27 protein-coding genes are annotated in these 23,572 nt (G+C 61.6%); 17 read left to right on the top strand and 10 right to left on the bottom strand.

Features of this window, described 5'->3' with window-relative positions; genetic code table 11:
• Positions 1–75: 75 nt before the first annotated feature.
• The 3 genes from NGM68_RS04990 to NGM68_RS04980 form a co-directional block, all read right to left on the bottom strand.
• Positions 76–543, bottom strand: coding sequence for a DUF302 domain-containing protein (locus NGM68_RS04990; RefSeq protein WP_252700545.1), 468 nt, complete (start codon positions 541–543; stop codon positions 76–78).
• A gap of 104 nt (positions 544–647) precedes the next feature.
• On the bottom strand, positions 648–1,346 hold the full coding sequence (locus NGM68_RS04985) for a CPBP family glutamic-type intramembrane protease (protein ID WP_252700544.1): 699 nt from the start codon (positions 1,344–1,346) through the stop codon (positions 648–650).
• 6 nt (positions 1,347–1,352) lie between these two features.
• Positions 1,353–1,664: a DUF5789 family protein gene (locus NGM68_RS04980; protein WP_252700543.1), complete on the bottom strand. Its 312-nt coding sequence runs from the start codon at positions 1,662–1,664 to the stop codon at positions 1,353–1,355.
• A gap of 229 nt (positions 1,665–1,893) precedes the next feature.
• On the opposite strand from NGM68_RS04980, the gene NGM68_RS04975 reads away from it, so the two are divergent.
• The 5 genes from NGM68_RS04975 (at position 1,894) to NGM68_RS04955 (ending at position 7,110) form a co-directional block, all read left to right on the top strand.
• Entirely contained in the window at positions 1,894–2,856 is a 963-nt protein-coding gene (locus NGM68_RS04975) for an ABC transporter permease (RefSeq protein ID WP_252700542.1), read from the top strand.
• A gap of 346 nt (positions 2,857–3,202) precedes the next feature.
• Positions 3,203–3,472, top strand: a complete 270-nt coding sequence (locus tag NGM68_RS04970) for a hypothetical protein (RefSeq protein ID WP_252700541.1) — start codon at positions 3,203–3,205, stop codon at positions 3,470–3,472.
• A gap of 313 nt (positions 3,473–3,785) precedes the next feature.
• The gene (locus NGM68_RS04965; protein WP_252700540.1) at positions 3,786–4,826 is read left to right on the top strand and encodes a succinylglutamate desuccinylase/aspartoacylase family protein; all 1,041 of its coding nucleotides are present in this window, start codon (positions 3,786–3,788) and stop codon (positions 4,824–4,826) included.
• Between the two features lie 261 nt (positions 4,827–5,087).
• On the top strand, positions 5,088–6,389 hold the full coding sequence (gene hisS, locus NGM68_RS04960; RefSeq protein ID WP_252700539.1) for a histidine--tRNA ligase: 1,302 nt from the start codon (positions 5,088–5,090) through the stop codon (positions 6,387–6,389).
• 103 nt (positions 6,390–6,492) lie between these two features.
• A complete protein-coding gene (locus tag NGM68_RS04955) occupies positions 6,493–7,110 on the top strand; it encodes a class I SAM-dependent methyltransferase (RefSeq protein ID WP_252700538.1) in 618 nt (205 codons plus the stop codon).
• Positions 7,111–7,129: 19 nt separating this feature from the next.
• On the opposite strand, the gene NGM68_RS04950 is transcribed toward NGM68_RS04955, so the two are convergent.
• The 3 genes from NGM68_RS04950 to NGM68_RS04940 form a co-directional block, all read right to left on the bottom strand.
• Positions 7,130–7,303 (bottom strand): hypothetical protein, encoded by a 174-nt coding sequence (locus NGM68_RS04950; protein ID WP_252700537.1) that lies wholly within the window; start codon positions 7,301–7,303, stop codon positions 7,130–7,132.
• Positions 7,304–7,397: 94 nt separating this feature from the next.
• Positions 7,398–8,261, bottom strand: a complete 864-nt coding sequence (locus NGM68_RS04945) for a VOC family protein (protein ID WP_252700536.1) — start codon at positions 8,259–8,261, stop codon at positions 7,398–7,400.
• Between the two features lie 245 nt (positions 8,262–8,506).
• Positions 8,507–10,207 carry a methylmalonyl-CoA mutase family protein gene (locus NGM68_RS04940; RefSeq protein WP_252700535.1) on the bottom strand — a complete coding sequence of 567 codons (1,701 nt, stop codon included), beginning with the start codon at positions 10,205–10,207 and terminating at the stop codon, positions 8,507–8,509.
• Positions 10,208–10,640: 433 nt separating this feature from the next.
• Between NGM68_RS04940 and NGM68_RS04935 the strand changes: the two genes are divergently transcribed.
• From NGM68_RS04935 to hpt, 12 genes are all read left to right on the top strand, one after another.
• Entirely contained in the window at positions 10,641–11,330 is a 690-nt protein-coding gene (locus tag NGM68_RS04935; RefSeq protein ID WP_252700534.1) for a GvpL/GvpF family gas vesicle protein, read from the top strand.
• 2 nt (positions 11,331–11,332) lie between these two features.
• Entirely contained in the window at positions 11,333–11,605 is a 273-nt protein-coding gene (gene gvpF, locus NGM68_RS04930; protein ID WP_252701380.1) for a gas vesicle protein GvpF, read from the top strand.
• Positions 11,605–12,309 (top strand): gas vesicle protein GvpH, encoded by a 705-nt coding sequence (locus NGM68_RS04925; RefSeq protein WP_252700533.1) that lies wholly within the window; start codon positions 11,605–11,607, stop codon positions 12,307–12,309. Before gvpF ends, NGM68_RS04925 begins: the two co-directional genes overlap by 1 nt.
• Entirely contained in the window at positions 12,302–13,237 is a 936-nt protein-coding gene (locus NGM68_RS04920) for a hypothetical protein (RefSeq protein ID WP_252700532.1), read from the top strand. Before NGM68_RS04925 ends, NGM68_RS04920 begins: the two co-directional genes overlap by 8 nt.
• Positions 13,237–13,758, top strand: a complete 522-nt coding sequence (gene gvpJ, locus NGM68_RS04915; protein ID WP_252700531.1) for a gas vesicle protein GvpJ — start codon at positions 13,237–13,239, stop codon at positions 13,756–13,758. Before NGM68_RS04920 ends, gvpJ begins: the two co-directional genes overlap by 1 nt.
• Complete coding sequence (locus tag NGM68_RS04910; protein ID WP_256469933.1) at positions 13,755–14,102, top strand: gas vesicle protein K; 348 nt, start codon at positions 13,755–13,757, stop codon at positions 14,100–14,102. Before gvpJ ends, NGM68_RS04910 begins: the two co-directional genes overlap by 4 nt.
• Entirely contained in the window at positions 14,095–15,036 is a 942-nt protein-coding gene (gene gvpL, locus NGM68_RS04905; protein ID WP_252700530.1) for a gas vesicle protein GvpL, read from the top strand. The genes NGM68_RS04910 and gvpL overlap by 8 nt, the downstream gene beginning before the upstream one ends.
• Positions 15,033–15,446: a gas vesicle protein GvpM gene (gene gvpM, locus NGM68_RS04900; protein ID WP_252700529.1), complete on the top strand. Its 414-nt coding sequence runs from the start codon at positions 15,033–15,035 to the stop codon at positions 15,444–15,446. Before gvpL ends, gvpM begins: the two co-directional genes overlap by 4 nt.
• 54 nt (positions 15,447–15,500) lie before the next feature.
• Positions 15,501–16,238: an NAD(P)/FAD-dependent oxidoreductase gene (locus NGM68_RS04895; RefSeq protein WP_252700528.1), complete on the top strand. Its 738-nt coding sequence runs from the start codon at positions 15,501–15,503 to the stop codon at positions 16,236–16,238.
• A 66-nt stretch (positions 16,239–16,304) separates the two neighbouring features.
• Positions 16,305–17,465: a bifunctional phosphopantothenoylcysteine decarboxylase/phosphopantothenate--cysteine ligase CoaBC gene (gene coaBC / locus NGM68_RS04890; protein WP_252700527.1), complete on the top strand. Its 1,161-nt coding sequence runs from the start codon at positions 16,305–16,307 to the stop codon at positions 17,463–17,465.
• Positions 17,466–17,614: 149 nt separating this feature from the next.
• Positions 17,615–18,184: a DUF7344 domain-containing protein gene (locus NGM68_RS04885; protein WP_252700526.1), complete on the top strand. Its 570-nt coding sequence runs from the start codon at positions 17,615–17,617 to the stop codon at positions 18,182–18,184.
• A 236-nt stretch (positions 18,185–18,420) separates the two neighbouring features.
• The gene (gene hpt, locus NGM68_RS04880; RefSeq protein ID WP_252700525.1) at positions 18,421–18,990 is read left to right on the top strand and encodes a hypoxanthine/guanine phosphoribosyltransferase; all 570 of its coding nucleotides are present in this window, start codon (positions 18,421–18,423) and stop codon (positions 18,988–18,990) included.
• A gap of 15 nt (positions 18,991–19,005) precedes the next feature.
• On the opposite strand, the gene NGM68_RS04875 is transcribed toward hpt, so the two are convergent.
• The 4 genes from NGM68_RS04875 to NGM68_RS04860 are packed head-to-tail and all read right to left on the bottom strand — an operon-like array spanning position 19,006 to position 23,511.
• Positions 19,006–20,331 carry an ABC transporter ATP-binding protein gene (locus tag NGM68_RS04875; RefSeq protein WP_252700524.1) on the bottom strand — a complete coding sequence of 442 codons (1,326 nt, stop codon included), beginning with the start codon at positions 20,329–20,331 and terminating at the stop codon, positions 19,006–19,008.
• On the bottom strand, positions 20,331–21,392 hold the full coding sequence (locus tag NGM68_RS04870) for an ABC transporter ATP-binding protein (protein ID WP_252700523.1): 1,062 nt from the start codon (positions 21,390–21,392) through the stop codon (positions 20,331–20,333). The genes NGM68_RS04875 and NGM68_RS04870 overlap by 1 nt, the downstream gene beginning before the upstream one ends.
• Positions 21,392–22,534 (bottom strand): ABC transporter permease, encoded by a 1,143-nt coding sequence (locus NGM68_RS04865; RefSeq protein WP_252700522.1) that lies wholly within the window; start codon positions 22,532–22,534, stop codon positions 21,392–21,394. The genes NGM68_RS04870 and NGM68_RS04865 overlap by 1 nt, the downstream gene beginning before the upstream one ends.
• A complete protein-coding gene (locus NGM68_RS04860) occupies positions 22,534–23,511 on the bottom strand; it encodes an ABC transporter permease (RefSeq protein ID WP_252700521.1) in 978 nt (325 codons plus the stop codon). The genes NGM68_RS04865 and NGM68_RS04860 overlap by 1 nt, the downstream gene beginning before the upstream one ends.
• Between the last annotated feature and the right edge of the window lie 61 nt (positions 23,512–23,572).

Here is a 23,572-nt window from a genome sequence, read left to right as displayed (position 1 = left end):
CACCACTCATCCCAACCAACACTGATCGGGGGTTCGACCGTCAGTGTCCCAGTTAGACGGCCATCAGCGCCACATTTAGGCGTCCGATACCGCCGCGTCGTCCGCCTCGAGTCGCTCGAACGTTTCGGCGGTAAGTTCGCCCGTCTTCGCGAGAATCCCATCCCAGGCGTCGTTCTCGGGGGCGATACCCAGCAACTGGGCAACCCGCATGATCGAAAGATGGTACACGCGCTGTCTACCCGGTTCTTCCTCCCAGATGACTATGTTACAGGGGAACAGTCCCCCAATTTGCATGGTCTCCTCGAGCGCCCGGTTGGCGATTGCCGGATTGCAGGCACCGAGGACGTAGTAGGGATCGCGGTCTGCGTCCACCTTCTCGTTGAGTAGTTCTGAGGGTGAGAACTCAACCGGGATGCCGAAGCCGACGTCGGTGCAGACTGCACGAACGCGTTCGATCGCTTCCTCGTGGTCTAGCTCGAGGACGACCTGTTTCTCGCCGATATCGTCGGGATCGATCGTCGCTGGATCGATTGGAAGTGCCATATGACGTCTTCGACAGCACGGGCAAAAACGACGCGGGTTCGAAACGACAGCGACGGTGCGACCGGCGGTCACGAGTTGGGAGCGACAACAACACCAGAAAACACCTACAACGGCACCGGAAGCCACTCGAGGGACGCGAGGAGCCCCGTCGGATCGAAGAGCGGTTCTCGCAAGACGAGCCAGTCGAGCAGGACGAGGCCGGCCCCGTGAGCGATGACGGAGGGAAGGATCGAGTTCGAGTGGTAATCGACGGCTCCGAAGAGGACGTCCGTTGGCCCCGAGAGCAGGAACTCGATCGGCGGCTTCGAGGCGTGGTGGATCATGTAGACGATCGGGCTGATGAAGACAGCCTTGAAACCAATCTCTTTCACCCCGACACAGAGCAGCCCCCGGTAGTACGTCTCTGCGGCCAGCGCGAGGACGAACAACTGCACTGCGTGCGGGAGAAACGCTCCCAGGGCCAGCGACGTCTGCCACATCGGGTAGTACGCACGGATCGTCGGCAACGTCGAGCCGATCAGATAAAACGGCAGGACGAACAGCGAGAGCAAAATTGCGTTACGAATCGCGATGCGGTTGATCGTCCACCCGATGTGTCGGCCGTGAGTCGCTCCGAGCGCGAGCGGGCCCCCGATCAGGACGATGGCATCGAAGACAGTTCGTTTGTGCAGCTCCGATGGAACCCAGACCATCCAGATTGCCGTCAAGACGGCACCGACGAGTAACGATTTCTGAAACCACGACCGCTCAGCAATGACGGCTCGTATCGAATTCAACCACGAAGTGCCGCCCAGCCGTTCCACGATTCCTTACTCGTCGTCCGATTCGGTTGCGTCCCCCGCACTCGCTGTCTGGACGGGGCCCGTTCCAATCACGTCTCGGACGTACGCTTCGAACTCCTGGCGACGCTGGAAGTACGTCTCGTCGATATGCTCGAGCGTACTCGAGAGCGTCCGTGAACCGTCGGGGGTTCGGATGACGCTGTCGCCCTCGAGACGGTCGATTTCACTCTTCTGGATCGGCCAGTGCAGCCGGGAGGTGACACGAGCGAGCGGCGCACCGTCGACGGGTGTCTGCTCGCCGAGTTCGATGACGGGAGAGTCGGCTTCCTCATCACTCATGGGCAAGAGTTTGTGAGCCCGTTGATTCAAGCTTTCGTTTCCCCGGCAGACCTCCAATTCGCCACAGGACAACACCCACGCCTCACCGCGCCGCCCTCAGTCAAGGACTGTCCCACGCGAGAGCATAAGACGCGATGAGCCATCAGCGTTCCTCGCACTCCGTGAAGGTGTCTTCCCACCGACATGTGTCTGACGTATCGTTTTGTGGAATGAGGCCGTGTGGACAGCCATGACAAGCCTGACGGAGGTCTACGACGGTGCGACAGGGGGGACGAGCCTCCGGCAGCTGTACGCCGGATTGGCGCTCGTCGTCGTCGGCGCACTCCTCGGTATCGTTGCCGTGCTCGTGGCGACGACAACCCTGTTCTCGAGTGCGTTCACCGATCAGTACGGACCCGTGTTGTGGGCCGGAATCCTCGCCGGAACGGGCGTTCCACTCGCGCTGCTGGGCGTCTTCGCCGTCCTTCCTGCCAGTCGGCGCGTCCAGGCGGCTGCCGTCATCGGGACGAGCATCTGTCTGCTCGGCGTCGTCCTCTTCTGGCACGCCTATCCGGGCCACTGGCGGGGCCACGGCGACAACCTCACCCTCCATGTGTCCGTCGTCTATTTGCTCGGGCTGTTTACGGCCATGTGGTGTCTGTTCATCGGTGTCGTCAACTTCAAAACCCGCAACGACCCTGGCGGCATGCTCGAGATGAACGTCACCCGCCGCAACCAGACCAAAGTGGTCGAGGTCGACTCCTCGAGTGGCGGCCTGGGCGGTATCGGTTTCCTCGGGGGGACGCCCGATGGCGACGTCGAGACACAGACGAACGCGAAGGGCGATACGGACGGCGGCGAGACTGAGTCGACATCAACGTCGACAACCGCGTACGACGGCTCGAGCGTCTCCACGAGCGGCAAATCCACGCAAACGAGGCCGCGCCCGCCCCGGAGCGCGCCAGCGAGCGACGGTGGCGCGGTTGCCGAGGACATCCACTCGCCGATGGACGAGTACGACGGCGACGGCCGGGATGGCGTGATCGTCGACGAGCCAAAAACGACGAGCGAGCCGACCGACCGTTACTGCGGCAACTGCCGGCACTTCCAGTACGTCCGGACGTCCGGCGGGATGACCCCCTACTGTGGCCAATTCGACGAGACGATGGACGATATGGACGCCTGTGAGGAGTGGACGCCGAACCGTCGATAGTACTTTTTGTCAGCCAACGGCTCTCCGGTGCTGGTAACCGAGTATGGATCTGTTGAAACTCATTCGGTGGACAGTCCTCTCGTGGAACTATCGATCATCAGGTCTGCGTATCGATCAGCGGGTGTGCTATCGGGCTCGAGTGAGATCCAGAGATTTGAGTCAGGAAGCCGCGCCCTCGAGAAGCCAGTTACTACTGGTGAGGAGGGTGCGGTCTTTCACTTCCTTTCCGGATAACGCTCGATGGGGGATGCTGTATCAGATTCCCTAGCCCTCCACTGGTCAGGTTTCCTCAACTCGCGAAGCGCAGGTTCCCCTCGAGAGGCCGGGATAGCGACCACGCTTTTTGATGCGCCAGCCTGGCGTTCTCGACGCAGACCGGGTCGTCGTCGATCTCGAGGCCGACCCGCTAGAGCAAGAGAACCTCACGACCGACGAGCAACCGGACGATCCAGCGACTGTCGCCGTTCGGGGTCGACTTCGTGACGAGTTGCTCGAGTGGAGGGAGACCACGAACGATCCGTTGCTCGAGAGATCGATCCTTCCGAACGGTTGGGAGACGGTTCACCCGCGGTTGAGCGACAACCGCAATGTCACTCGGAACGACGGTTCACAGTGACAGCACATCGGCGGACAGGTTCACGTTCTGATTTCTGCACACTTCACCACAGTCGATCCAGAAGTGGCCGCTTCCAGTTACCATCTTCTGGACAGGACGATTTCTTTCGATATCCGTAACTGTGGGTGTCTCGTACAACGCGTTTCTATCGCAGGCTACAGCTATTTCCAGCCATCGCTGCTCCATTTGAGAGGGAACCGTGTCGTCAAATCACACTAATCAGGAGGCATTCGTCTTCGATTCACCGTCCGAATCGGACGAAAAGTGGCGAGTGAAGCCGGGAGAGAAACGTCATTTCGAGTATCGGGTAGGTATGAACTATCTCGACCAATCTATCGAACTGCCAGTAACGATCGTTAACGGCGATCACCCTGGCCCACGTCTGTTTCTGACTGCTGCGGTTCACGGTGACGAAATAAATGGGGTAAAAGTGCTTCAACGGATAGCGAACGAGTACGAACCGGCAGACCTCCACGGGACGCTCGTCTGCATCCACGTCGTCAACGTGCCGGGGTATCGAGCCGAACAGCGGTATTTGCCGATCTACGACCGCGACCTGAACCGTTCGTTTCCCGGCCTGGCTGACGGTTCGGAGGCGTCGCGGATGGCGAAGAACATATTCGATCAGTTCGTCAGTCGGTGCGACATGGGCCTCGATTTTCACACGTCGACCCGGAACAAACTGACGCTCATGCACGCACGGGCCGATATAGACGATGACGACGTGGCTCGTCTCGTCGAGGCGTTCGGCGCTGAACTGGTACTTTCCAGCGCCGGTAGCGAAGGGTCATTACGACGGGAGGCCACCGAAGACGGCGTTCCGACCGCTACGATCGAGATGGGTGAGGCCGATCGGTTCCAGCCCGTGCTGATTGAGCGGGCCATCGAGGGCGTCGAGAACGTCATGGCGACGTACAACCTGTTGCCGGAGGTCGATTCGCGACCACCGACGTTCGGGAAAATTCTCGAGAGTGAAAGCGAGAAGACGTGGTTGCGCGCGGACACGGGCGGTCTGGTAGAGATGACGTGGGGGCCGCATCCCATCGTCGAGGCGGGGGAAAAGATGTGCGTAATCTCCGATCACTTCGACGAGGAGAACCACGTCATTGAAGCGCCGTTCACGGGGTTGCTGATCGGTATTTCGGCGAATCCACGAGTCCTTCCGGGTCGACCGCTGATTCACCTGGTCGAACTGACCGACGACGAACGTGATGCAGCCGAGTCGGCGTTCGAGGAAATTGGATTCCAGGCCCAGCGAACGTTTCACTGGATGGGGGACACGAGCGACGATATCGTCGAATCGACGTTCGATACCGGCAACGAATCCAAAAACGGCGAGTCAACGGGCCAGTAGTGACGATCGGAAAAATGGGACACTCGTTGATCCCTGGTTGGTTAGTTGCACGTTTCCGGATACCCCGGAAACAACTACGTTCCAGTCATCCATCGAAAACCACTAATCCTAATCCGAGTAGAAGTTTGGATTGCAGTAAAAGTGGAGAGACACCGTGACCACTCTTTTGCGAGAGAGGGATGCCGAATGTGATCCCACAGACGAACGACACACGATGAGCGAACGAAAGAGTAGAAGTGTCCCGTCCGCAAACCACCTCCCATGTACGACCGAATCAAGGGTTTTCGTGACTTCTATCCCGGCGAGATGGCCGCCCGGCGCGCGGCTATCGACACGCTCGAGGAGACCGCCCGCCAGTACGGCTTTCGCGAAATCGGGACGCCGGCGCTCGAGCGCGCCGAGATGTGGACGGACAAGAGCGGCGACGAGATCGTCGACGAGCTGTACGCATTCGAGGATCAGGGTGGCCGCCACGTCACGCTCACCCCGGAACTGACGCCGACCGTTGCCCGGATGGTCGTCGCCAAACAGCAGGAACTCTCGAAACCCATCAAGTGGTTCTCCACGCGCCCCTTCTGGCGCTACGAGCAGGTACAGCAGGGTCGTCAGCGAGAGTTCTACCAGACCAACGTCGACATCTTCGGCTCCGCCGAACCCGAAGCCGACGCCGAAATCCTCGCGTGGGCGGCGGACGCCCTCACCGGACTCGGACTCACGAGCGACCACTTCGAGTTCCGCATCTCCCACCGGGACGTCCTCGGGGGCGTCCTCAAAACCTACGACGCCGACGTCGACGTCGAAGCGGCGATTCGAGCGGTCGACAAGTCGGACAAAATCGAGCGCGTCGAGTACCACGACCTGCTCGTCGACGCCGGCCTTCCGGCAGACGACGCAGCGCAGTTCGACGACCTCATCGCCAGCGGCGACCTCGAGGCCGTCGTCGAGTTCTCCGGCACCGAGCGGGTGACCGACGCCGTCGAAAACTTGCAGGCGGTGCTCGCCGCCGCCGAGGACTTCGGCGCTCGAGAGTTCTGTACGATCTCGCTCGAGACGGCGCGCGGCCTCGATTACTACACGGGCGTCGTCTTCGAGTGCTTCGACTCCGCCGGCGAGGTCTCCCGATCGGTGTTCGGCGGCGGCCGCTACGACGACCTCATCGAGTCCTTCGGCGGCCAGCCGACCCCCGCCGTTGGTGTCGCCCCCGGTCACGCGACCATCCCCTTGCTCATGCAGCGGGCGGGCGTCTGGCCCGACGAGGAGATCACGACGGACTACTACGTCCTGTCGGTGGGTGATACGCGACCCATCGCCTCGAGAATCGGCCGCGAACTCCGCGAACGCGGCCACGTCGTCGAGACGGACGTCGCCGGACGTTCCTTCGGTGCCCAGCTTGGCTACGCCGACTCGATAAACGCCGAAACGACCGTGATCGTCGGCGAGCGCGACCTCGAGAACGACGAGATTACGCTGAAGGAGATGGCCTCCGGCGACGAGGTGCAGGCACCAGTCGAGGCGTTCCCCGGCGACCTCGAGCGGCCGACGGTCGAGGATTTCCTCGCATAATTCTGCAGGTCACGCCCGCTCGAGTATCGTCAGTTCAGAATTACCCAACGTCAGTCCATGGTTGGTCGATGACCGGCCCCCGATACCCGACTGGGTGGGATTCTTGGCTGCTCCCGTCGAAGTGATCGACGTGACCAACGAGGAACGAAACCGGTGGGACGACCGCTACCGGGCTCGAACTCGAGGCGACCGTTCCCCCGGCGACCCCTCCCCGATCCTCGAGGCTGCCGTCGACGGCCACCCGCCGGGTCGAGCGCTCGACGTCGCCACCGGCGGCGGGCGAAACGCCCGCTACCTGGCCGCCCACGGCTGGACGGTCGACGGCCTCGACATCTCGCGGATCGTCCTCGAGCGCGCTCGAGCTCGAGCCAGGGCGGATGGGGTGTCGGCCAACTGGATTCTCGCCGACGCGGATCGCTACGGGTTTCCGCCGACGATGTACGACCTGGTCACCATCAGTTTCTTCGACGCTCGGCGATCGCTGCCGGAGATTCTCGAGGCGCTCACACCCGGTGGCATCCTCGTCTACGAGCACTACGTCGTTTCGGGCGATAGCGGGGACTCGAGCGCGAGCACGAGTGGCCCCGGGGATCGCTACCGGTTCCAGCCGGGCGAACTGCTCGAGCGGTGTCGATCCCACGGAATCAGGATTCAGATCTACGACGAGTACGAGCGACGAGACGAAACGCGGGTGATACTGGTCGGGCGACGTTCCGGATGAGGTGACGACGGTGGCGGGCTCACCGAACGCGCTGCAGTAGCGCCCAGCTAAGCCCGAGTCCCACGAGCAAGACGATAACGACGTTCGCGAACAGGATGAGCGGAGTGAGAACGGGCCACAACAGGATGGCGAGTATCGCGACCAGCAGAACGATGATCACGTTGAGACGGTGGAGGACGGCGTCTTCGGCCATTGTCCGAACTGTTCGTGTCAGCAACAAGTGCGTTTCGGTGATCGATCGAAGGCGCCTGCTATTGTAATCGGGAGACGAACCAGGAAACAGTCGTCTACGTCGGCGATCCCACTCGACACCGAACCTGGATGCCATCGGGGTCGTCGACGGATATGCCCTCCTCACGCTTCGTGACCTGCACGTTGTGGCTCTCGAGGCGATCCTGAAGCGCCTCGAGGTCGCTCGCTTCTGGAAGGAGTACCTCGAGCCACGACAGACCCCGCCCATCGACCGACGCCGTTCGGTGGTGCCACGTGTTCGCCCCGAGGTGGTGGTGATAGCCCCCGGCGGAGACGAACACCGCCCCAGGAACTGTCGTCGTGACCTCGAACCCGAGCACGTCCACGTAGAACGTCCTGAACGACTCGAGCGAGGATACTTCCAGGTGGACGTGGCCGACGTCGGTTCCCGCCGGGACGTGCTCGTCACCCGCGGCGGCCGCCGAGATCGTGGCGAGATCTAGCGGTTCAGTTGTCATCCGTATGGGATTGTCGTCACCACTCGGCCACGACTCGCGGGGATAATCGCGGTAGATTTCGACGCCATTTCCCTCGGGATCGGTGCAGTACAGCGCCTCGCTCACGCCGTGGTCGGACGCCCCACCGAGGTGCCACCGATCCCGGATCCGGTTTAGCGCGTCGCCGAGCGCCTCGCGGGAAGGAACCCAAAACGCGTTGTGGTAGAGGCCGGTGGCGCTTCGGTGGCGAGGCTGGGCGTCCGAATCACGTTCTAGAACGAGAAGCGGCGTCCCCTCGACGCCGAGCACCGCCGTCGCGTCGGATCGACTGAGTACCCTGAGTCCGACGACGGTTCGATAGAACTCGGTCGTCTCCTCGAGATCCGACACGCGGAGGGCGCTCCGCCCGATTGTCGCTCCCGCCGGGAGGCGATCCGTTTCAGCATTCGATGGGTCACTCACGGAATCACACCGGAGATTGGATCGTGAGTCCGATATACCTTCGCGAACATCGGCTTTACCAGGTCACACCGACGTCACCACTGCGACGGCTCGAGACGGTATCCCGTGTCTCGACATCGAAAAATGTCTGCCCCGTATCGGGGGAGAAGGCGAAAACCGATCTAGTGCTCCGTCAAGCGTCGACTGATGGGGACACTCGGACGACCATCATCGATTCCACCCATCAGTTCAGGCTTGTAACGCCACTAGGCGAGCCCTATCTGTTCGGTGTAGGCGCCGTACTGCTGTTCGAACACCTGCATGATCTCGCCCATCGTCGCGTAGGCTTTGACCGCGTCGACGATGTATGGAATGGTGTTCTCGTCGTTTCCGATCGCCTCCTCGAGCGCCGACAGCGTCGCCTCAACGGCTTCGTCGTCGCGGTCGGCTTTCGTCTGCTCGAGACGGTTCAGCTGGCGATCCTGGGTAGTTTCGTCGACGTGGAGGATGTCGGGGGAAGTGTCCTCGTCGATCGTGAACTTGTTGACGCCGACGACGACCTCCTCCTCGCGTTCGACGCGTTCCTGGTACTCGTAGGAGGCCTCCTGGATCTCCCGGAGGAAGTAGCCGTCGTCGATCCCCTGGAGGATGCCGTCGCGAACCGAGCCGTCACCGAGGTCGCGGATGTGCTCGATGTAGCGCATGGCTCGTTTTTCCGTCTCGTTCGTGAGCGCCTCGACGGCGAACGACCCGCCCAGCGGATCGACGATGTCCGCAGCACCGGACTCCTCGGCGATTATCTGCTGGGTGCGCAGGGCGACCCGGACGGCCTTCTCGCTGGGCAGGGCGAGCGCCTCGTCGAAGCTGTTGGTGTGCAGCGACTGCGTGCCCCCGAGGACGCCCGCCAGCGCCTGCATCGTCACCCGAGCGACGTTATTGATCGGCTGCTGGGCCGTCAGCGACTGGCCGGCCGTTTGCGTGTGGAACTTCAGCCGTTTGGACTCCGCCCGCTCGGCGTCGTACCACTCGTCCATCACGCGGGCATAGATCCGGCGGGCCGCGCGGAACTTGGCGATCTCCTCGAAGAAGGAGTTGTGACAGTTGAAGAAGAACGACAGCCGAGGGGCGAACTCGTCGACCTCGAGGCCGCGCTCGATGGCGTCTTCGACGTAGCCGAAGCCGTCGGCGAGCGTGAAGGCGAGTTCCTGGACGGCAGTCGAGCCGGCCTCGCGGATGTGATAGCCCGAGACCGAAATGGGGTGGAACTTTGGCGTCTCCTCGGCGCTGAACTCGACGACGTCGGTGACGAGTTTGAGCGACGGATCCGGCGGGATCACCCACTCCTTCTGGGCGATGAACTCCTTGAACATGTCGTTCTGGAGGGTGCCGCGGATCCGTTCGCGCGGGACGCCCTGCTGGTCGGCCAGGGCGACGTACATCGCGTAGATGACGGGTGCGGAGGGGTTGATCGTGAAACTCGTGGAGACATCGTCGACGTCGATGCCGTCGAAGAGGATCTCCATGTCTCGCAGGGTGTCGACGGCGACGCCTTCCCTGCCGACCTCGCCGTCGCTCATCGGGTCGTCCGAATCGAGTCCCATCAGCGTGGGCATGTCGAACGCCGTCGACAGCCCGGTCTGGCCCTGCTCGATCAGATAGTGGAACCGCTCGTTGGTCTCTTCGGCCGTCCCGAAGCCGGCGAACTGGCGCATCGTCCACGTCCGACCCCGATACATCGTCGGGTACGGCCCTCGCGTGTAGGGTTCCTCGCCGGGGAAGCCCAGATCCTCGAGGAAATCGAGCCCCTCGACGTCGTCGGGCGTGTACAGCCGATTGACCTCGAGGTTCGAGATCGTCGCGAATCGATCCTTGCGTTCACCGAATCGGTCGAGGACTGGCTCGAGGGTTTCCTCCTCCCACTCGGACTCGGCGGAGCGGATCGTCTCGAGATCCTCATCGTCGTACATGATCGTAATTTTTGCTGGACGTTCCATTAAGGATTCCGGGAGCTATCGGGGGCGCGCGGTTGCCAGTCACAGCATCGACTGGCGGTTACCAGTCACAGCAATCTGCTGGCTGTCTCCCCTTCGGCGTGTGTGAACGGAGACTGCATCTGCAAGCACCACGATAACCCGCGCCCCCATTGAACGTGTCGACGACCGAGTGGTGGTTCACGCCGTCGTTATCGCGTGTACACTCGCACTCGCACACGCATCGAACTCGAACGCGACGAACTCGAGGGAGGCCCACTATGAAACGGAGTCCACATCGGCGGCACCCGACGGTCGACGGACGGTTGGGGTCGCTACAGTTACACGAGAGTCCTGCAGGTGCTTGCCGACCAGTCGCTGGTGACCTGGCTACAGCTGCTGCGACCGAACAGATATCGGAGGTCAGAGAGTGACCGACGCGAGTTACCACTACGTCTACGGGATCGTCGCCGCGAGTGACGCGACGACCTTCGACGTCGATCCGGACGGGAGCGAAAGTGAGGGAGAAGGGAACGACCTGAAACTCGAGAACGGTGCCGTCAGGGGTGCGTCGAAGATCTACCCGGTGACACACGGGCGACTCGCTGCCCTCGCTTCCCCCATCGACGTCACCGACCCCGAACAGACCGACGAGGACGCCAAACGACACGACGAGGTGCTCAGAGCACTCATGACCAGCGATGGGGGTCGAACGATCGTGCCGATGCGGTTCGGAATGGTCTTCGAGAGCGAGCGGGCACTGAAGAACGTCCTCCGTGGTGGGCGCAGTGCGTTCAGACGCACGCTCCACGAAATCGACGGCCGCGTCGAACTCGGCGTCAAACTCGTCACCGAACCGGAGGCGACGGTCGGCGAGGACGACGTCGAATCCCTCGTAGCGGACGAACTCGACCCACTAGCCGTCGAACAGGTCGATAACGGTCGATTCAGTGATCGACTGTTGCTCAACCGGTCGTATCTGGTCGAGCGCTCGGATCGAGAGGCGTTTGACAGTGCGATCGGCTCGCTCGAGGAGTCCCTCGAGGACGTGATCGTCCAGTACTCGGGCCCGTTCGCCCCGTACAATTTCGTCGACATCCAGATCGGAGCCCAACGATGACTATGCTATTCACCGTCTTCGCGATCATCATCGACGACCTCCTCTTTCGGCCGTTCGTCACCCTCGTCGAGACGCTGCACACGCTCGCGCTCGACGAATTGTACGACATCGACGCGCTCGAGGACGAACTGAAGGAGAATCGGCTGCTCTACGAACTGGGTGAGCGGTCGGAGACGGAGTACGAACGACGAAAAGCCGACATCGAGGCCGACCTCGAGATCGCTCGCGAGGTACACGAGGAACTTATGAGCGGCCGAGTGGAGGTGCGATCCTGATGGTAGATCCGCCACATGACCCGGGCGAATCGAATGGGGCAGAGGAACCGCCGGACGACGAGCGTACCGATCGACCCGGCGGCATCATCTCACAACTGTTCCGGCTGTTCGAGGCGATCGACGACGCGAGCACCGGACGTGGTCGGCCACAGCGACGGCGGGGGATCCCGGGCGACCACCAGAACCCGTACACGGAGAACCGCTACGAGGCAGATTCCGACCGATCGTCGTTCGACGTCGATCTGGACGTTCGGATGAATCCACTCGAGTCAGCCGTCGGCGATCACGAGTCTGAAAACGACAGAGGGTTCGAGCGTCATCCTCGACGTCGACGGATTCGAGAAAACGAGCCTGCTGTCGATGTGACCGTCAATCGCTACGACGACGAACTCGAGATCGTCGCCGATCTATCGACCGTCGATCCCGGAGACGTTCGGGTCGGGGTTGAAAATGGCAGTCTTGTGGTCGCCGTCGGGACGACCGAACTCGAGCGCGTCGAGATTCCGTGGTCGGAGACGACAGAAACCGCGGCGATAAACAACGACGTGCTCACGGTGGTGGTGCGGAGAGCGGACGACGATCGAGGTGACCGGGTCGATACCGATTCGACGACACGAGCGCGAGACGACAACACGACTTCGAGCGAGGCAGAGTCTGAGTCCAGGCCCGGGGCAGCCGATACCGGAGGTGAGTCCGATGAGTGACGACGACGAACTCGAGGTCGCGAGCGTGGATTTCGATCTCGAAGGGGAAGACGCCACCGACGCTCTCGAAGAGATCGATATCGACGACGCCATCAACGCCGGGAAGACCGCGCTCTCCGGACTCGAAGAACTGCTCGAGGACGTCGAGTCGATCGACGCGCTCGAGAGCGACGAACGCGAGGCGGTGCGTGAGAACTTCGATGCGCTTGCCGACATCGCATCGGTGCTAACGACGTTCCTCGAGACGGTCGACCTCGGGGAATTGACCGATGCCGTCGATCTCGAGGAGTTACTCGAGACGATAGAAACGGGCGATATCCCGGAGGCGCTACGGGAACGAGATCCGAGCGAGGCGATCGACTTCGGTGCGGTGCTCGACGCACTCGAACTCGTCGGAATGTGGAACGCGAGCGAGTTCGGCGACATCCTGGATGCAGGGGCGGAGCTGTCGGACACGATCGACGACGTCGGCGACGACGATTCGCTGGTCGGATCGGCGGTGTCGGCGGTTACCGACGACGACGGTCTCATGGGTGACGAGTCGGGGATGGACTTCGAACCCGAGGAAACGTTCGAGAGGATGGACGTCGACGTCCTGGAGGATCCGGAGTACGTCCAGGTGGCGATCCAGCAGGGCGCAATGCGTGGAATCGACGGCGTTCGAGACGCACTCCTCGAGGCCCACGAGGAATTCGAAGACCTCTACGAGTGGAACCGCGAACGGATGCGACGGACGGATCGCGGGACGAACTCGCGCAATCCGACGGCCGCCTCGACGATGCCGGTCGGTCGCGCCGACCTGGGCAGCGACGCCCGGTACTCGACGGTACCCCAGCAGGTGCGATTGTCGACCGCTCCATCCCGACGGCGGATCTACGGGAGGCGGTTCGAGATCGAACGTGAACGCAAGCGGCGGGGTGAGCGCTGATGGTGGACGCCGTCCAGCCGAGTCGACAGCAGGCCGACCTCGCCGAAGTCGTCGAACTCCTGCTCGACAAAGGCATCGTTATCAACGCCGACATCGCCGTCTCGATCGGCGACACCCAGTTGCTCGGCATCCAGATTCGAGCGGCGATCGCCTCCTTCGAGACGGCCGCAAAATACGGGCTCGAGTTCCCCGAGGGGACGGATATGCGCCGTGTCGCCGAGGCGGCCGGCGATCCCGAGCTCGCCGAGATGGAGCGGCCGGCCCCGCCGATCGCCCCCACTCAAGGGGTCAACTTGACGGACGACGGAGGCGGTGACGAGGACGCTGAAGCTCAATCACAGACTACCGACCAATGCAAGGCGCTCACGGCGTCGGGTGAACGGTGCTCGCGCCCGGCGAAAGACGACGGATTCTGCCACCAGCACGACTCGAGCGACGAGATGGTCGATGAGTCCGAGTCGAACGAAACGAACGACGAAGCACCTGCCGAGACAGCCAAAGCCGATGGTGAAAGCGCGTGACCAGGATCAATGTCGGCGAGGGTGACGACGCCCGCCAGGGGCTGATGACGCTCGTCATCACGGTCGTCGAACTCCTCCTCGAGGCGATGGAACGGGAGGCCGTCCGGCGGATGGACTCGCCGAAGCTCTCCGCGGAGGAGGTCGACCGGCTGGGTCGTCAGCTTGCGGCGATCGAGGCCGAGATCGAACAGCTCAAAGCCGACGAGGGGATCGAAGACGGCGTCGACGACCTCCGGATGGAGCTCGACGGGCTAGTGGAGGATGCGATCGCCAGACTCGACGTCGATGCCGACGAACTCGATCGGCCAGGGTACGCAACGATCGGTGGTGATGACGATGAGTAGTGACTCCACGACGACCGATGACGGCGACCCCCTGGAACCAGGCGATGACGACAACTCGCCAGTCGGGGATGGTAACACGACACCAGCCGATAACGACGACTCGAGAGTCACCTTCGAGGATGGCCGATACGTTTACTGTGTGGTCAGTCTCGGCGATGACGATGACGCTTCGTTCTCGACCACTGGAATCGACGACGAACCAGTCTCCCTCGTCCGCCTCGAGAACGCCTCGATAGCGGCCGTCGTCCACCCGTGTGAGGAGTTGTACGATTCTGCCGACCTCGCCGAGGTCAAACGCTGGCTGGTTCGCCATCAGACGGTCATCGACCGGGCGGCGGACGCCTTCGGTACGCCACTGCCGTTCCAGTTCGACACCATCATCCGCGGCGACGACGACACCGTTCGCGGCTGGCTCCGAGAGGAGCGCGACCGCCTCGAGTCGACGCTTGCGGATCTCCGCGGCCACTGGGAGTACCGGATCGACGTGATCGAGCGGGAGCCGCCGGACGAGAAGACGCTACTCGAGGGGGACGATGAACTCAAAAGCCTGCGCGACCGGATCGAGACGGCGTCGGAGGGCGAGGCGTTCCTCCTGCGGAAACAGGTCGATCAGCGAGTGAAGACGCTTCGCCAACACCGGCGGGAGAACGTGACCAACAGGCTGCAAACGCAACTCGAGGACTGCACCCGTGAGCAGCGGCGACTCGAGCGCCGAACCTCGGTCGATCTCGGCGGGGAATTCGATCGGTCGGACGCCGGCGAGCGACTGTGTCGGCTCACCGTCATGGCCCGCGAGGCCGACGAAGAGGCGATCGGGTCAGTGCTCGATGAGATCGCCGCCGAACCGGGGTTCGAGGTGCGATTTACCGGCCCGTGGCCGCCGTACTCGTTCGCCCCCACGTTCGGTGACGATCAACGGGACGCCAACCGATGAAACCGAAGAAATCCGACGACGCGATCGTCGACGTCATCGATGTCCTCCTGCGCGATGGTGCGATCATCCGTGCGGACGTGATCGTCTCCGTCGCCGATATTCCACTGATCGGGATCAAACTCTCGGCGGCCATCGCCGGCATGGAGACGATGACCGACTACGGGCTGTTTCAGGAGTGGGACACGAACCGACGTGCGCGGGCGGTCGAACGGCGACAGTACGGCCACCGCGACGAGGACTCGAGGAAACCGTCTCCGCGAATCGATACGGAACGAGACGACCCCGTCCATCCGTCGACGCGCCCACACAGCCACGCTCGAGCGAGAACGCCGGCGAGCGACAGGCACCCGCCGCGGGAACGCGAGCGTGAAAGTGAGGGCGGCGATGAGGATGCGTATCGAGAGCAGTAACGACGCACACGCCAAGTCGCAGTCTTTCTATAGCCGCCTTCCGGAGGAACCCGTATGCGCGACGTCTGTATCGTCGGTGGCGGGGTCACCGGTCTCGCCGCATCGATCTTCACCGCACGGAACGGCCTGGACACGCTCGTCGTCGACGGCGGCGAGTCGATCCTGGCCCGAAACGCCAGCCTCGAGAACTACCCCGGCTTTCCGGACGGGATCGACGCCCGCCGGTACCTGCAACTCGCCCGCGAGCAGGCCCACACGGCCGGGGCGACCGTCGAACTCGGGCGAGTCACGCACGTCGCCCCCAGGGACGAAGGCGACCTCGAGGCCGGATTCGTCCTCGAGACCGAGGGGGGCGAGCCGCTCGAGGCCAGACGCGTGATCGCCGCCTCCTGGCCCGACAGCGAGTACCTCGTGCCCCTCGACGTCGGACGGGAACAGCGCGGCAGCAAGTACATGCTTCAGGTCGACGACGGCGGTCGAACGGCCGTCGATGGCGTCTACGCAGCGGGCCGAATCGCCGGCGAACCACACCAGACGATCGTCGCCGCCGGCCACGGCGCGAAAGTCGCGCTGGCAGTGATCCACGATTCCGACGTCGCGTTCTACCACGACTGGGTTGCCCCCGAAGGCTACTTCACGGGTCGTGACCGGGACGTGCCCCCTGGCTGTGTGGAGATCGACGACGACGAACGTCTCGAGCGCGACCGACGGGCGCGCGAGACGATGCTCGACGCCCTGGCCGACCCGCTGGACGATCGGCCGACGATGCACCCGAGCGTCGATCGGGAGTAAGTCTGGCGCCGTCGGTGCCGCGACATCCATACGCATTTTAGCTCTCCCTTCGAAGAGCAACCGAGAATGCTCGAGGGAGTCAACGTCGCACTCGGGGTGTCGGGTTCCATTGCGGCCGTCAAGGCGGTCGAACTTGCCCACGAGTTGCGACGCCAGGGGGCCAGCGTCCGGGCAGTGATGAGCGACAGTGCACGGGGAATCATTCACCCATGGGCGCTCGAGTTTGCGACCGAGAACGACGTCGTCACCGAAATTACTGGTGGCGTCGAACACGTCACCCTCTGTGGAAACGACGGGTGGGCCGATGTCCTCCTACTCGCGCCGGCGACGGCGAACACCGTCGGCAAGATCGCCGGCGCGATCGACGACACGCCTGTCACCACCTGCGCGACAACCGCACTCGGTGCCGGCGTTCCGGTGGTGATCGCCCCCGCCATGCACGAACCGATGTACACCCATCCGGGCGTGCTCGAGGCCATCGACCGCGTCGAATCCTGGGGCGTTGAATTCGTCGATCCCCGCATCGAGGAGGGAAAAGCCAAGATCGCGACTGAGGAGGCGATCGTCTGTGGGGTCGCCCGGGCCGTCGGCGAACGCCCGCTCGAGGGTCGCCACGTCGTAGTCACGAGCGGGGCGACCGCCGAACCGATCGACCCCGTGCGTGTGCTGACGAACCGATCCTCGGGGAAGATGGGACGAGCCGTCGCCCGTGCCTGTTACGTCCACGGCGCGGACGTCACGCTCGTCCACGACGGTGCCGATGTCGCCTACGCCGACGTCACCCCCGTCGAAACCGCCGGTGAGATGCTCGAAGCTACGCACGAGGCATGTGCAGAGGCGGACGCACTCGTCTGTGCGGCGGCCATCGGCGACTACACCCTCGAGCCCAGCGAAGAGAAACTGCGCTCCGGGAAGGAACTGACCCTCGACCTCGAACCGACGCCGAAGCTCCTCGATACGGTGCGCGACGAGCAGCCCGATCTCCCTATCGTCGCGTTCAAAGCCGAAACGAGCGGCGACGACGAGGCGATGATCGATGCCGCACGAGAGGTACTCGAGCGCGTCGACGCCGCGTTCGTCGTCGCCAACGACGCGAGCGTCATGGGTGCCAATCGAACGCGAGCGCTCCTCGTCCATGCGGACGACGTCGCGCAGTTTTCCGGGTCGAAGGAAGCGCTCGCGACAGAGATCGCTCGATCGCTCGCCGTTGTCGTTGATTCGGGATAGGTTGGAATTAAATACACCCCACGAGTACGAGGGGAGTAGCGTGCAACTGTATCGAATTCGATCGTCACGAGAACTATATAGGTGGCGTTCATGCCGTCAATCGATGGCGATAGGTTTCCGCGCAGGTGTCACGAGGTGAGGGCATCGTGATGTCACAACAATCCCCCCAGAACCCGCTCTCGAAAGGAGAGGTCTTCGAAGTCCTCCGCAATCAGCGACGCCGATACGTCCTCCAGTATTTGAAACAGGACAGTCGTCCCGTCGAACTCGGTGATCTCGCCCAGCAGGTCGCCGCCTGGGAGTACGAGACGGTTCCCGAGAAGGTTACCCCGGAACAACGAAAGCGGGTGTACACGACCCTCCAGCAAACGCACCTCCCCAAGATGGACGCCGCGGGTATACTCCAATTCGACTCAGACGCCGGCGTGATCGAACCGACCGATCGAACGAGTGACCTCAACATCTACCTCGAGATCGTGCCCGGCAGCGAGTTCGCCTGGCGTGAACTGTACCTGTCACTGGGGGCGATCGGCTGTGCGCTCGTTGCCGCCCTCTGGCTCGACATCTATCCGTTGACGCTCCTCTCGGAGCTTACCTGGGCAGGGTTAATCTCGGTGACGATCACCGGGACGGCCATCGCCCACATCTACTACGAGCGAAACATGCGTCTCGGCCACGGCGAACAGCCGCCGGAGCTACGGTACGGACGGAGCGACTGAGAGGGATCGTTGTAGTCACGTACCCCGTTTGCCACCACTGGATCGGTAAACAGCGGTGCATTGTTTCGACCTTCCCGATGGCGGTGTTGTTCTGTGGGAGTCAGCACGGCTACTCGAGTGCGGTTGATCTCTCGACCGTGGTACCGTCACCGGAACGATAGTCATCGCTGTTACCGAGTAACATCATCGTCGTCGCGTATCGTCAGCTTTTACTCGATATCCCGCTGATCCACGACATGGATCAGTTGAAACGGTCACTCCTCGAGGCCCCCATTATCGAAAAGGAGGGCTATCACTACTTCGTGCACCCGATCAGCGACGGCGTCCCCAAACTCGAGCCGTCACTGCTCCGGGAAATCGTGATTCGGATCACGCGAAAAGCTGACCTCGAGAACGTCGACCGCATCGTCACTCCCGCGGCAATGGGAATTCACATCTCGACGGCCGTCTCCCTGATGACGGACATTCCGCTTACCGTGATTCGAAAGCGCCAGTACGGCCTCGAGGGCGAGGTCTCCATCGCCCAGAAAACCGGCTACTCGGAAAACGAGATGTTCATCAACGACGTCTACGCAGGCGAGCGCGTACTGGTACTCGACGACGTGCTCTCGACCGGCGGCACCCTCGCCGCCGTTCTCGGCGCCCTCGACGACATCGGTGCTGAAGTCGTCGACACGGTCGCCGTCATCAAGAAAGAAGGCGGCGAGAACAAAGTTGCCGACGCTGGCTACCACGTTAAAACGCTGATCAACGTCGACGTCGTCGACGGCGAAGTCGTCATCGTCGACGAAGACGGCGACGAGTAAAAAGCAACTCGTTCGTCAGTCGTCGCTCGGTTGTGCTGGCGAATCGACGACTGTTTCCGCTTCAGTTTCTACAAGGTGGCACGACGCGCGATGATCGCCAGTGACGTGTACCTGTTCTGGCCGTTCCTGTCGGCAGATCGTCTCGAACTCCTCACCGAGGATCGAACTCGCTTCGTCGAACTGATCGTCATAGACGTGGCGAATCGACCGTCCGAGGGCGTCCTCGGCCCGCTCGTCGGGGAGCGAGTCCGGAATCTCGAATTCCAAACGCAGGCGTTGATCGAACTGGTCGAACGGCACTTCATCCGTCTCTTCGTAGGTTTCACTCTTCGTGATGACTCCCTCCAGAATGGAGTCGGTGTCGAGTGACCGATCGTGGACGCGGTATTTGTAATCCATCACGCTTCGCCACGTCTCCTGGTCGAAGTCGTACGCCTCGGGCTGGATGACTTCGGGACAGCGCGTATGGAAGCGACACCCCGTCGGTGGGTTCGACGGACTTGGCACGTCCCCCGATAGTTTCACGTCCGTTCGAGAGTGGTGTGGATCTGGAACTGGAATCGACGAGATAAGCGCTCGCGTATACGGATGCTGTGGATTGTCGAAGATTTCCTCAGTTGGCCCTTCCTCGACGATTTCGCCGAGGTACATCACGCCGACTCGGTCACAGATTTCGCGAATGACGCCCAGATTATGGCTGATGATCAGGATTCCCAGGCCGAATTCTTCCTGCAGATCCTCCATAATGTCGAGGATTTCCGCCTGAATCGACACGTCTAGCGCCGACACCGGTTCGTCCGCGACGAGCAAGTCTGGGTTGACCGAGAGTGCACGAGCTAATCCGATACGCTGTTTCTGTCCGCCACTGAACTCGTGTGGATACCGGTCGGCGTCGGACGCCTGGAGCCCGACTTTCACGAGCAGGTGTTCGACGATCTCGCGGCGACGCTGACGGTCGTCCATACCGTTAACCAACAGGGGCTCGGCGACGGACTCCCCGATCGACATACGTGGATCGAAACTCGAGTCCGGATCCTGGAAGATCATCTGTGCCCGACGACGGAACCGTTTGAGTTCACGCTTGTTGAAGGCCGTGACGTCCTCGCCCTCGAACAACACCTGTCCATCGGTGGCCTCCTCGAGTTGGAGAATCGTCGTCGCAGCTGTCGACTTTCCACATCCGGACTCACCGACGAGTCCAACGGTCTCACCGCGGTCGACGGAGAGACTGATCCCATCGACGGCTCGGACACGACCGATCTCGCGTTTGAGTACTCCTTTCGTGATTGGATAATGTTTTTTGAGATTCTTGACCTCGAGTAACGGATTCGAACTCCTCATCACCGATCACCTCCTGATTCCGAAACGAACTGTGTGTTAGTCGTCGATCCGGTTCGGTTGTTGTCCTCGAGGACGGTCGACGAATCGTACCCATCGTGGTAGTGAAGACACGAGACAGTGTGATCGCTCGACGTTACCGGAACGAGATACGGTTGTTCACCGACATAACAGTCATCGATGGCGTACTCACACCGGTCGGCAAACCGACAGCCATCCGGCGGGTTGGTGACACTCGGAAGCGTCCCACCGATCGGTTCGACCGTGCCAGTGTTCCCGGGGAGACAGTTGAGAAGCGCCCGCGTATATGGGTGTGCAGGCGAGTCATAGAGGTCGAAGACGTCGGCTTGCTCCATGACCTTCCCCGCGTACATGACGATCACTCGGTCGGCGATTTCCGCGACTACCCCGAGGTCGTGGGTGACGAAAATGATCGACATATCGAACTCGTCCTGGAGATCCAGCAGGAGTTCGAGGATCTGCGACTCGATCGTGACGTCGAGTGCCGTCGTCGGTTCGTCGGCGATCAGCAGGTCGGGTTCACACGCGAGTGCCATCGCGATGATCGCTCGCTGTTTCATGCCGCCGCTGAACTCGTGGGGGTAATCGTCGACTCGGGAGGCCGCTTCCGGAATGCCGACCTCGTCGAGGAGTTCGATCGCACGTTCGCGACTCGCTTCTTTGGAGAGATCCTGGTGGGTTTGAATCGCCTCACGGATCTGCGCACCGATGGTGTACACCGGGTTCAGTGCGCTCTGTGGGTTCTGGAAGACGTGGCTGATCCGGCCGCCGCGAATCTTGCGTATCTCCTTCTCGGACATCGCCGTGATGTCCATACCGTCGAAGAGTACCTCGCCGCCGGCAATCTCACCTGGCGGCATCTGGATGATCCGCGTGATCGATTCGGTGGTCACGGATTTGCCACTGCCACTTTCGCCAACAATACAGACCGTCTCACCGCGTTTGACGTCGAAGCTCACACCGTCAACGGCGTGGACGGTTCCATCGTCGGTGTGAAACACCGTTTGCAGGTCCCGTACCGAGAGTAGTGGTTCGTCAGTCATTATTCTGTTTCGTGTCGTGGATCGAGTGCGTCTCGTAGTGCATCACCGAGGAAGTTGAACGCTAACACGGTGAAGAACAGGAAGATTCCTGGAATCGTTGCAACCCACCAGGCAGTTCGCAGGTGGTTTCGCCCGTCCGAGATGATCCGGCCCCACGACCAAACGTTCATGTCGCCGAATCCGAGGAACGCGATCACTGCCTCCGTCAGGATCATGATCGGAATCAGCAACGTTGCCGCCGTGATGATCGTGTTTGAGACGTTCGGCAAGATGTGGCGTCTGATGATGTAGGCCTTGCTCGCCCCTGCGGCCTCGGCGGCGCTGATGTACGCTTCTTCGCTGCGCTGTAAGGCCTCACTCCTGATCAACCGTGCCGTCCCACCCCAGCCCGTGAACGCCAGGATGACGATTAGCAAGAACAGGCTCCCACCGTAGATGTACACGAGGAGCACGATCAGGAAGAACGTCGGGAACGTCATGAGGAGGTCGACGAAGCGCATGAGGAGCTCGTCCAGCCAGCCACCGGAGAACGCAGCCGTTGCACCGACGACCGCCGCGAGAACGACACTGAACAGCGTCGCAATTAGTCCGACCTGCAGGCTCACCTGCGCGCCAGCGATCGTAATCTCGAGGATGTCCTCCCCGGTTCGGTGCGTTCCGAACGGGTGGGCCCAATCGCCGCCAAAGAAGACCGGCGGTGCGTTCGGGTTCCCCCAGTTTGGCTCGGGGTGGCCGATGATCAGCGGGCCGACCGTTCCCACGACGAACAGCACGGCGAGAAAGCCCATACTCCAGACGGCAGCCGTGTTTTGTTTGAACTTCGACCAGTAGTACATCGTCATCCGCTTGTTTTTCCACAGCGGGACGACGACGAACCAGAACAACGCGAGCAGCGTCATCGCGAACAACCAGTCGACGTTGTCCGGATTCAACGAGAGTTCGAACAGCACGAGATCCTGCTCGACGAACGGATGTCGAGCCTCCACGTAGAGGTGGTCGTAGAGCCACATCACGGCGAGCAGGAGCAACGATCCGTACGTGATGATCGTCTGTTTGGCGATGTAGAACCGACCACGTTCATACTGTTCCCAGTCGATCGCATCGAGGTCGACGGACTGAGATTGTGGTGTGTCAGTAGCCATTAGTTTCTCCCCTCGTAGCTAATTCGTGGATCGAGCACGGTGTACAGGATGTCCTGGAGCAGGTTCCCGAGGATCGCGATGATCACCGGGATCAGCGTCGTTGCGAGGACGAGTGGCGTATCCTGATTGATGATCGCATTGTAGCTGACCAACCCGAGTCCTGGAATGCCAAAAATCACCTCGATGACGTACGAGGTCGCGAAGATAATCCCTACGAAGTCAGCAACCAGTATCGTGATCAACACCGGTGTCGCTGGCCGGAAGATATGTCTGAACATAATTTTCCACTCGCTGACCCCCTTCGCTCGAGCGGTTTTCGTCCACTCGGCGTTGACGTATTCGAGCGTTTCAGCGCGTGCGTAACGCATCTCGGATGCAACGGCGGCCGTCGTGAGAACGATTAACGGCAAGATCAGCTGGTGGAGGTGTTCGAGCGACCACCAGGACACGCCCGTGTCGTAACTCGTCGGGAACCAGCCGAGCATAACCCCACCGATCAAAATCAACATGATCGCCAACCAGAAGTTGGGGACACTGATCCCGAAGAACGCAGCGAACGTCGCGGCGTAGTCCGTCTTCGTGTACTGATTCGTCGCTGAGTACAGACCGACGCCGAACCCGATGAGGACGGCGAGGATGGTCGATGGGATAACGATGATCGCCGAGTAGATCCACGCGTCGGCGATCACCCCTAACACGTCAGTTTGATAGATGAACGAATCACCCCAGTCTAACGTGTACATCGAGACCATGAAATCAGTGTACTGTTCGAAGAGCGGTCGATCCTCTCCACGTGTGGCTTCGTACGTTTCGACGGCCTCCTGTGGATCGGCTCCGTCCTGTGCAGCGTCGAACGCGACCTGACTGGTCGTTGGATTCGGTGACGCTGCCAGAAGTCCGAACGTAAAGCTCATTATGATAAACGAGGCAATGAGCGCCCAGACGACCCGTCGGCTGATGTACCAGGTCATGCTCATAGTGTCTCACCACCCCAGGGGTGTACGGACACAGTTTCACAACTGCGAACAAGAGTATCGT

The sequence above is a fragment of the Natronosalvus vescus genome (genome assembly GCF_023973145.1).
GTDB lineage: Archaea > Halobacteriota > Halobacteria > Halobacteriales > Natrialbaceae > Natronosalvus > Natronosalvus vescus.
This window is presented reverse-complemented; position numbering and strand designations above follow the sequence as displayed.